Raw genomic sequence first — 9,725 nt, 5'->3', positions numbered from 1 at the left:
TCGACCATCATCTGCAGCAGGGTGGCGAAATCGATCACGGCGGACTCCGGGGTCGGATGGGGACCGTCAGCGGAACAGATCCTTGTTGACGGCGCGCGCGGCGGCGTCTTCGCGGCTGATCTTGCGGTGCGCCACCATTTTTTGCAGGCACTGGTCGAGCGTCTGCATGCCGTGCGCCTGGCCGGTCTGGATGGCCGAGTAGATCTGCGCCACCTTGTTCTCGCGGATCAGGTTGCGGATGGCCGGGGTGCCGATCATCACCTCGTGGGCGGCGATGCGCCCGCCGCCGATGCGCTTGAGCAGCGTCTGCGCGATCACCGCGCGCAGCGACTCGGACAGCATGCTGCGCACCATGTCTTTCTCGCCGGCCGGGAACACGTCGATGATGCGGTCGATGGTCTTCGGCGCCGAGCTGGTGTGCAGGGTGGCGAACACCAGGTGGCCGGTTTCGGCAGCGGTCAGCGCCAGGCGGATGGTTTCCAGGTCGCGCATCTCGCCGACCAGGATGGTGTCCGGGTCCTCGCGCAGCGCCGAGCGCAGCGCCTCGCTGAAACCTAACGTGTCGCGGTGCACCTCGCGCTGGTTGATCAGACAGCGTTTGCTCTGGTGCACGAACTCGATCGGGTCCTCGATGGTGACGATGTGGCCATACTCGGCGCGGTTTTTTTCGTCGACCATGGCCGCCAGCGTGGTCGACTTGCCCGAGCCGGTGGGGCCGGTCACCAGCACGATGCCGCGCGGCAGCATGGCCAGCTCGGCGAAGCTCGCCGGCGCCTCGAGCTCCTCGAGCGTCAGAATCTTGTTCGGCACGTTGCGAAACGCCGCCGCCGCCCCGCGGTGCTGGTTGTAGGCGTTGACGCGAAACCGCGCCAGGCCCGGAATCTCGAACGAGAAATCGGTTTCCAGGAACTCCTCGTAATCCCGGCGCTGGCGGTCGTTCATGATGTCGTAAATCATGTCGTGGACCTGCGAGTGGTCCAGCGCCGGCAGGTCCAGCGGGCGCACGTCGCCATCGACGCGGATCATCGGCGGCATGCCCGCCGACAGGTGCAGATCCGACGCCTTGTTGGTGACGGTAAAGGCCAGCAGTTCGGTAATGTCCATGCGGTGACGCACCTTGCAAATGCCCGCGGCCGGGCGGGGGAAAAGGGGGCCGCTGCTATACTGCGCCGCGATCCGCCAGCGGGGTTATGCCATTACATCCGTCGCTGCTGCAAATTCTTTAGAACCCGAGGCTTCAGCCGCTCTGGCGGCCCGCTGGCAAGCCGTGCTGGAGCGCCTGCGCGGCGCCGAGCAGCGCTTTCATCGCCCGCCCGGCAGCGTCGGTCTGGTCGCCGCCAGCAAGGCGCAGCCGGTGCCCTGCATTCGTGCACTGGCGGCGCTCGGCCAGCGCGCCTTCGGCGAAAATTACCTGCAGGAAGCCTGCCGCAAGATGGATGCCTGCGCCGATCTGGCGGTCGAGTGGCATTTCATCGGCGCCCTGCAGGCCAACAAGGCCGCCGAGGTGGCGCGGCGCTTCGACTGGGTGCACACCGTCGCCTCGGCGCGCTGCGCCGAACGTCTGGCCCGGGCCCGCCCAGCACAGCGCGGCCCGTTGAACGTCTGCATCCAGGTCAACGTCGACGGCGACCCGCGCAAGGCCGGCATCGCGCCGACCGCAGCGGCGGACCTCGCCGCCCAGGTGGCGGCGATGGCGCCGCTGCGCCTGCGCGGTCTGATGACCATGCCGGCTCCGGCGGCGGATTTCGAGGCTCAACGCCGGCCGTTTCGGGCCTTGCGGGAACTGCTGGATGCTTTGAAGGACCAAGGGTTTACGCTCGACACGCTGTCCATGGGCATGAGCGGCGATCTGGAGGCGGCGGTGGCCGAAGGCGCCACGCTGGTGCGCATCGGCAGCGCGCTGTTCGGACCGCGCCCGGCGCGGCAGTGAAGGAACCGCTTACGTCTTGACGTCCCCCGTTCCCCTGGGGAACGTACTGCGGCTGATCCCCGCAGCGATGGCTGGGCAGGCTGAGGAACCGCTTGGGTCTGTGAACCCGTGAATCAGATGAGCCGCCCGCCATCACCCTGATCGCCAGTTCGAACAGTATCCGAGGCGGTGGCCGCTGGCCTGAGCCTGTACACGTAAGGTGGAACGGATCGGGAAGGGGTGGCGTGGGCCGATTATGGAGCGTGAGCATGAGCGACGTGCACAGGCCGTCGATGTGGGTGGGCGTGGACGTGTCGAAGAAGAAATTCGACGTGTTCGTCGAGCGCCCGGACGGGCGCGGCAAGAGCAAGGTGTTTTCGAACGACGCCGATGGGTTTGCGGCGCTGCTGGCGTGGGGCCGGGCGCAGGGGCTCGACTGGGCGCAGTGCGGGGTGTGCCTGGAGGCGACCGGCCCGTACGGCACGGCGCTGGCGCGGGCGCTGCACGAAGCCGGGGCCGTGGTCGCCATCGAGAACCCGGCGCGCATCCAGGCCTATGCGCGCACGCTCGGGGTGCGGGCGAAAACCGACCGGGTCGATGCGCGGCTGATCGCCCGCTACGCCCGCCAGCACACGCCGCGCCGCTGGACGCCGCCGAGCCCGCAGCAAGAGCGCCTGCACGCTTTGGTCAGCCGCCTGGATGACCTGATCGTGATGCACACGATGGAGCGGGCGCGTGCCCAGCAGGTGCACGGCGAGGCCCTGCGGTCGGTGCACATCATCCTCGAGGCCCTGCAGGACGAGATGGCGCGCCTGCGCGAGGCGATCCAGGCGCAGATCGACCGCGACGGGGACCTGCGCCGCAACGCGCAGCTGCTGGAGAGCATTCCGGGTCTCGGCCCGGAAACCATCAGCCGCGTGCTGGCCTACCTGGGCGCTGTGGAACGCTTCGAGAACGCCGGCCAGGTGGTGGCCTACAGCGGGGTCAACCCGCGCCTGCGCCAGTCCGGGCAACGGACCGGTGCCAGCCCGATCAGCAAACAGGGCTCGAGCGCCCTGCGCAAGGCCCTGTACATGCCGGCCCTGGTGGCCCGGCGACACAACCCGGTGCTGCGCGCGTTTTGTGACCGCCTGGCGGCCAGGGGCAAACACCCCAAACAGGTGCTGGTGGCTGCCATGCGCAAACTCCTGCACCTCATCTGGGGCGTGCTCAAATCCGGACGCCCCTTCGATCCCGCCATGGGCTTGCCATGATGGGGCCAAGACAGTATCTGATTTGGTCAGCGGTTCTGTCCGGGGCAGGATGCCCCGGCATGAATCAACGCCGTAAGGCGTTGATTCATGGAGCGCGGCACGGGCGTGACCCTTGCCGCCGCGAGCTGAAAAATTCCAGGGACGGAATTTTTCAGCCTTTCCTGGAGTTCCACACGGAGTGATCGGCATGGCCGGCGAAATCGTCTTCATCGGTGGCGGCAACATGGGCCGCGCCCTGCTCGGCGGCCTGATCGCCGACGGCACCGCACCGGCGCAGCTTGCCGCCGCCGAGCCCGACCCGACACGCCGCGCCGCCCTGGCCGACGCGTTTGGCCTGCGCACCGCCGCGCACGGCGCGGACCTGGTCGGCGCGGCCGCGGTGGTGGTGCTGGCGGTCAAGCCGCAGGCGCTGCGCGCGGTGGCACAGGAACTGGCGCCGCAGTTCGGCGCACACCGGCCGCTGGTCGTATCCATCGTGGCCGGCATCACCGAGGCCGACATCGACGCCTGGCTCGGCGGCGGCTTTCCGGTGGTGCGCTGCATGCCGAACACGCCGGCGCTGGTGCGCCAGGGCATCAGCGCGCTGCACGCCAACGCGCGCGTCAGCGCCGACCAGCGCGCCCAGGCCGAGCGCATCCTGGGCGCCGTGGGTCAGGTGGTGTGGGTGGCGGACGAGGCACAGCTCGATGCCGTGACCGCCGTGTCCGGCAGCGGACCCGCCTATTTCTTTGCCGTGATGGAAGCGATGGAGCAGGCCGGCGTGGCGCTCGGCCTCGCACCCGAGGTGGCGCGCCAGCTGACGCTGCAGACCGCGCTTGGCGCCGCGGTGCTCGCCACGCAAAGCGGCGAGTCGCCGGCCACGCTGCGCGCGCAGGTCACCTCGCCCGGCGGCACCACGCAGGCCGCGCTCGAGGTGCTGCAGGCGGGCGGACTTGCGGCGCTGTTCCACGACGCGCTCGCCGCCGCCCACCGGCGCGCCGGCGAGCTGGCGCGTCAGGCCTGAGGTCCGCCGCATGATCTACTCGCCGCTGACGCAGGCTGGCCTGTTCCTGGTGCAGACCGCGTTCGGCCTGTACGGCGCCGTGGCGCTGCTGCGGCTGCTGTTCCAGGCCATGGACGTCGACTTCCGCAACCCGCTGTCGCAGTTCGTCTACAAGGCCACGCAGCCGCTGGTGGCGCCGCTGCGCCGGCTGCTGCCGTGGCGGCCGCGCGTCGAGCCGGCGCTGGTGGTATTGCTGCTGCTGGTGCACCTGCTCGAGGTGTACGCACTCAGCGCGCTGCGCGGCTACCTGCCGGGCATCATCGGCGCGTTGCTGATGGCCACCGCGCAGGCGCTGTCACTGCTCACGCTGACGCTGAGCGCCGTGCTCATCGTGCGCGCCATCGCCAGTTGGGTGATCGCCGCCGGCGGCGGCTACAACCCCGTGCTGCGCCTGCTCGAGCAGCTCACCGAACCGCTACTGGCGCCGCTGCGGCGCCTCATTCCGCCCGCCGGCGGCATCGACTGGTCGGTGCTGGTGGCGCTGGTCGCCATCCAATTGGTAAACATCCTGCTGGTACAGCCGTTCATCATGCTGGCGGCCAGGGCCATGGTGCAGGGGCTGTGAGCGCGCCGCCGTACCGTCGCCAGGGCGCGGTGTGGCTGCTCGATGTGCTGGTCCAGCCGCGCGCGGCGCGCACCGAACTGGCCGGCCTGCACGACGGCCGCCTCAAGCTGCGCCTGACCGCCCCGCCGGTGGACGGTGCCGCCAACGCGGCGCTGGTCGAGTTTCTGGCCGAGCGGCTCGGCCTGCCGCGCAGCGCCATCGGCGTGGCGAGCGGCGACAGCGGCCGGCGCAAGACCGTCAGCATCCAGGCCGGTGCCGAGCTCGCGCCGCGCCTGTCGGCTCTCGTGGGGACATCGTCATGATCGACTGGTCCGCCATCGACACCGTGCTGCTCGACATGGACGGCACGCTGCTCGATCTGCACTACGACAACGCCTTCTGGTTCGAGCACCTGCCGCGCACCTGGGGCGCGCGGCGCGGGCTCGACGTGCAGGCCGCGCGCGAGCTCATCCACGCCGAGGCCGAGCGCCGCCGCGGCACGCTCGACTTCTACTGCATGACGTACTGGAGCGAACTGCTGGAGCTCGACGTGGCGGCGCTGAACGCCGAGCTCGCGCACCTGATCGGCCTGCGCCCGCAAGTGCCGGAGTTTCTGGCCTGGCTGCAGATGGCCGGCAAACGGCGCGTGCTGGTCACCAACTCGCACCGCAGCGGGCTCGACTTCAAGCTGGCGCGCACCGGGCTCGACGCCTGGCTGGACGCCATCGTCTGCGCGCACGATCTCAACGCGCCCAAGGAAGACCCGGCGTTCTGGCCGCGCCTTCGCGCGCAGCTCGGCTTCGATCCGCCCCACACCTTGCTGGTGGACGACAACGCCCACGTGCTGCGCGCCGCGCGCGACTTCGGCATCGGCCAACTGCTGGCCGTGGCGCAGCCGGACTCGAAGGCTGAACCGCAGCATCTGCCAGACCTGCCGATGCTGCACAGCTTTGCGCAGGTGCTGCCGCAGGTCTGCGAGCCGGGCTGAGCGCTGCCTCAGGCTGCCTTGACTGCGGCCAGGAAGGCTTCCACCTTGCCGCGCAGCAGCTCGGCTTGCTCTGACAGCTCGCTGGCCACGCCCAGCACCTGCTCGGCCGCGGCACCGGTCGAGGCCGCCGCCTGGCTCACGCCGGCGATGTTCGACGACACCTCGCTGGTGCCGGCCGACGCCTGCACCACGTTGTGCGCAATCTCCTGCGTGGCCGCGCCTTGCTGCTCGACCGCCGCCGCGATCAGGGTGCTGATCTCGCTGATCTGGCCGATGGTGCTGCCGATCGACTGGATCGCCGTCACCGCTTCCCGCGTCGCCTGCTGCACGGCCGCAATCTGGCCGGTGATTTGCTCAGTCGCCCTGGCCGTCGCGTTCGCCAGGCTCTTCACTTCCGACGCCACCACCGCAAAGCCCTTGCCGGCGTCGCCCGCCCGCGCCGCCTCGATGGTCGCGTTCAGAGCCAGCAGGTTGGTCTGGCCGGCGATGTCGGTGATCAGCTGCACCACGTCGCCGATCCGTTGCGCCGCCTCGGTCAGGCCCTGTACCTGCACGTTGGTGCGCTCGACTTCGGCCACCGCCGTGCTGGCAATCTCGGCCGAATGGCTCACCTGACGGCTGATCTCGCCGATCGACGCCGACAGTTCCTCGGCCGCGCTCGCCACCGTCTGCACATTGGCTGACGCCTGCTCGCAGGCCGCCGCCACCGCCGTCGACCGGACGCTGGTCTGCTCGGCCGCCGCGGTCATGGACGATGCCGTCGCCTGCATTTCGGTCGCCGCCGAGGCCACGGTGTTCATCACCTGGCTTGCCTCGCGGTCGAACTCGGCGGCCAGCTGCTCGATGGCCCGGGTGCGCGCCTCGCGCTGCGCCTGCTCGGCCGCTTCCTTGGCCGCCAGGTCCCGGGCGCGAATCATGTTCTGCTGGAACACCAGCACCGCCTGGGCCATCCGGCCGAGCTCGTCGCCGCGGCCGGTGCCCGGAATGTCCACGCCGTGATCGCCATCCGCCAGACGACCCATCACACCGGTCAGCGCCACGATCGGGCGCGACAGACCGCGCCCGATGAACCAAGCCAGGCAGACACCCACGACCAGACCGCCCAGTGACAGCACCGACACCAGCACCGACATCGAGTCGATCAGGGCCGCCGTTGCCTGCTCGACACGCCGTTGGTCGGCCTTGGTGTCTGCGTCGATCGCCCTGGCCGCCGCCGCCATGGCCGCACCGGACTGCTGGATATCGCCGCCGAGCAGGGCATCGAGCTCGCGGCGCAGCTCGGTGTACTGCTGGAATACCTTGAAGTACTCGAGGCTGTCGGCGCGGATCTGCTCGAACGCCGCCCGATACGGACGGCCCTGCGTCAGCGTGTCGAGCTCGTCGACCACCTTGTTCAGTTGCCGAAAACGCGTCTCGGCCCTCACGCGGGCCCTCGTCAGGCCACGGCTGATAAAGGTGTTGGCGTTCAAGCGGATTTCCATCAAATACTGAAGCATCGTCTGGCCGATGCTGATGGCGCCCGAATTGCCGTCCTGGGCGGCCTGCGCCATGAGGGCGTCGAGTTGCTCGGTCAGCGCCGCCCCGAGCGGGTCGATGCGGCCGGCGATCAGCGTGTCCTGCGCCTTGAGCGCAACCATCTTGTCGAACGCCGCACCGAACGCCGCCTGACCGTCGGCAAGCGCCTGCATTTTGGCTCGCTGCTCGGGGCTTTCGAGCAGCGCCAAACCCTCCTGCACGCGAGCGCCGAGGCGGCTGCCCAGTTCCTTGGCCGCGCCGGCCTGCTGGCCGTCGCCCGACACGGCGAACTCGCGCACCAATTGCTGCAGCTGCGTCGTTTCGCTGCCCACCTGTGCAATCAGTCGCGCCAGGTTGACGCGCTGACCGAACACGGCCACTCCCGTTGCCACGCGCTGAAACACCGCAACGCTGCCGCCACCGACCACCAGCAGCAAAACCAGGACGCATGCAAAGCCGGCCATGATCCTGGTGGCCAGTCCAAAATTGCCGAAGCGGCCGACGATCCAGGCAGGGGCCGAAACGAGAGAAGGTGCGGTCACGAAGCCATCCTGGTGACGAGTCGCGAAAAAACCGAATACCGCGAGGGACACCCCGCCGACCGCGCCCTTATCGGACGGGCGCAGGCCGTTTTTCAACGGCCTGTTTGGCAACTGCCGGCTTATTCAGCGCTGGCCGTCCGCGGCAGCGCGGGCGTGACCCTTGCTGCAGCGAGCTGAAAAATTCCCGGGACGGAATTTTTCAGCATTTCTTTACAGGCCGTTGAAAAGGCCAGTGACGCGAGGCGGCGTGCCCATCAATCCGCACCTGTCCCGATGGAAACGACACGGACCGGGCCCCGGTCCGCCCGCAAAAACGGCGAACGATCCAGGCCCTGGACCGGCACGCAACCACGCCGCCAAACAAACAACATATTGTGTAAAAAGACTTTTTGCGCGGGGCCACAAAGGGCTTTCCAAAATCGCCTGATCGCGCCATATATTAAAATTATCTGTTTGTTATTAAAAATAAAAAATTATTTTTCCGGCAACGGTTGACGAGCCCATGCCGAGCCGCTTAAGGTCTCGCTGCCGTCACAATATGTTGTGTCTTCGGCACGACAGACCGGACCCGCGAAAACCCGCACACCCAACGGTTCAGGGAGCCCCCACAGCGATGAACAAGGTGGTCGCCATTCACACCCAAGCCCGCGCCTCGGACGTGCCGGTACAACCGGCCTCGCTGGACATCTGGGACAAGAAATACCGCCTCAAGGCCAAGGACGGCACGGTCATCGACCGCACCGTGGACGAGACCTACCAGCGCGTGGCGCGCGCGCTGGCGGACTCCGAAACGCCGGACCTGCGCGAGCACTGGTACGAGCGCTTCCTGTGGGCGCTGCGCCGCGGCGCCATCCCGGCCGGACGCATCATTTCCAACGCCGGCGCCTGGGATTACAAGCCTGCCACCTCCACCATCAACTGCACCGTGTCCGGCACCATCGAGGACTCGATGGACGACATCCTGCGCAAGGTCCACGAGGCCGGCCTCACGCTGAAGGCCGGCCGCGGCATCGGCTACGAATTCAGCACGCTGCGCCCGCGCGGCGCGTATGTGGCCGGTGCCGGCTCCTACACCTCGGGGCCGCTGTCGTTCATGGACATCTACGACAAGATGTGCTTCACCGTGTCGTCCGCCGGCGGGCGGCGCGGCGCCCAGATGGCCACCTTCGACGTCGGCCACCCGGACGTGGTCGACTTCATCCGCGCCAAGCGCGAGCCCGGGCGCCTGCGTCAGTTCAACCTGTCGCTGCTGGTCACGCGCGAGTTCATGGAGGCGGTCAAGGCCGGCGCCGACTGGCCGCTCGCCTTCCCCATCACCCGGCGCGAGGCCGACGCCGACGGCATCGACGTGTACACGGCCGACAACATCATCTGGCGTGAGTGGCCGACCCACCGCGACTACATCGTCGACGAGCGCGGCCTGGTCGCCTGCCGGGTGTACCGCACCATCAAGGCGCGGCGCCTGTGGGACCTCATCATGACGTCCACCTACGACTACGCCGAGCCGGGCTTCATCCTCATCGACCAGTACAACGAGCTCAACAACAACTGGTTCTGCGAGAACATCCGCGCCACCAACCCGTGCGTCACGGCCGACACCTGGGTCATGACGGCCGGCGGGCCGGCGCAGGTGGCCGAGCTCGTGGGGCAGCCTTTCAGCGCGCTGGTCGATGGCCGCGCTTACCCTGTGCAAAGCCAGGGCTTTTTCAAGACCGGCACCAAGCCCGTGCTGCGCCTGCAGACGCGCGAGGGCTACAGCCTGCGGCTCACGGCCGACCACCGCGTGCGCCGCGTGGCGCGCAAAACCCGCTACAGCCTCGAAGTGGAATGGACGCCCGCCGCGCAGCTCGCGCCTGGCGACGAAATCCTGCTGCACGACCACCGCGCAGCCGCCGGCTGGGACGGCCCCGGCACCGAGGCCGAGGGCTACCT

9 protein-coding genes are annotated in these 9,725 nt (G+C 68.7%); 7 read left to right on the top strand and 2 right to left on the bottom strand.

Annotated features, from left to right (window positions below):
* Positions 1–66: 66 nt before the first annotated feature.
* On the bottom strand, positions 67–1,104 hold the full coding sequence (locus PHC73_RS07425) for a type IV pilus twitching motility protein PilT (RefSeq protein ID WP_300126316.1): 1,038 nt from the start codon (positions 1,102–1,104) through the stop codon (positions 67–69).
* 163 nt (positions 1,105–1,267) lie between these two features.
* Here PHC73_RS07425 and PHC73_RS07420 point away from each other — a divergent pair, with 163 nt between their 5' ends.
* From PHC73_RS07420 to yrfG, 6 genes are all read left to right on the top strand, one after another.
* Entirely contained in the window at positions 1,268–1,930 is a 663-nt protein-coding gene (locus tag PHC73_RS07420) for a YggS family pyridoxal phosphate-dependent enzyme (protein ID WP_300126314.1), read from the top strand.
* A 248-nt stretch (positions 1,931–2,178) separates the two neighbouring features.
* Positions 2,179–3,162, top strand: a complete 984-nt coding sequence (locus PHC73_RS07415; protein WP_300126312.1) for an IS110 family transposase — start codon at positions 2,179–2,181, stop codon at positions 3,160–3,162.
* A gap of 187 nt (positions 3,163–3,349) precedes the next feature.
* Entirely contained in the window at positions 3,350–4,165 is an 816-nt protein-coding gene (gene proC / locus PHC73_RS07410; RefSeq protein ID WP_300126310.1) for a pyrroline-5-carboxylate reductase, read from the top strand.
* A 10-nt stretch (positions 4,166–4,175) separates the two neighbouring features.
* Positions 4,176–4,769, top strand: coding sequence for a YggT family protein (locus PHC73_RS07405; RefSeq protein WP_300126308.1), 594 nt, complete (start codon positions 4,176–4,178; stop codon positions 4,767–4,769).
* Positions 4,766–5,071, top strand: a complete 306-nt coding sequence (locus tag PHC73_RS07400; RefSeq protein ID WP_300126306.1) for a DUF167 family protein — start codon at positions 4,766–4,768, stop codon at positions 5,069–5,071. Before PHC73_RS07405 ends, PHC73_RS07400 begins: the two co-directional genes overlap by 4 nt.
* Entirely contained in the window at positions 5,068–5,736 is a 669-nt protein-coding gene (gene yrfG, locus PHC73_RS07395) for a GMP/IMP nucleotidase (RefSeq protein WP_300126304.1), read from the top strand. Before PHC73_RS07400 ends, yrfG begins: the two co-directional genes overlap by 4 nt.
* 8 nt (positions 5,737–5,744) lie before the next feature.
* Here yrfG and PHC73_RS07390 read toward each other — a convergent pair whose 3' ends face one another.
* Positions 5,745–7,793, bottom strand: a complete 2,049-nt coding sequence (locus PHC73_RS07390; RefSeq protein ID WP_300126302.1) for a methyl-accepting chemotaxis protein — start codon at positions 7,791–7,793, stop codon at positions 5,745–5,747.
* 613 nt (positions 7,794–8,406) lie between these two features.
* On the opposite strand from PHC73_RS07390, the gene PHC73_RS07385 reads away from it, so the two are divergent.
* Positions 8,407–9,725: ribonucleotide reductase N-terminal alpha domain-containing protein (locus PHC73_RS07385; RefSeq protein WP_300126300.1), on the top strand; the 1,319-nt coding region annotated here is incomplete at its 3' end.

It is taken from the genome of Immundisolibacter sp. (assembly GCF_028696615.1).
In the GTDB taxonomy this organism is placed as follows: Bacteria; Pseudomonadota; Gammaproteobacteria; order Immundisolibacterales; family Immundisolibacteraceae; genus Immundisolibacter.
This window is presented reverse-complemented; position numbering and strand designations above follow the sequence as displayed.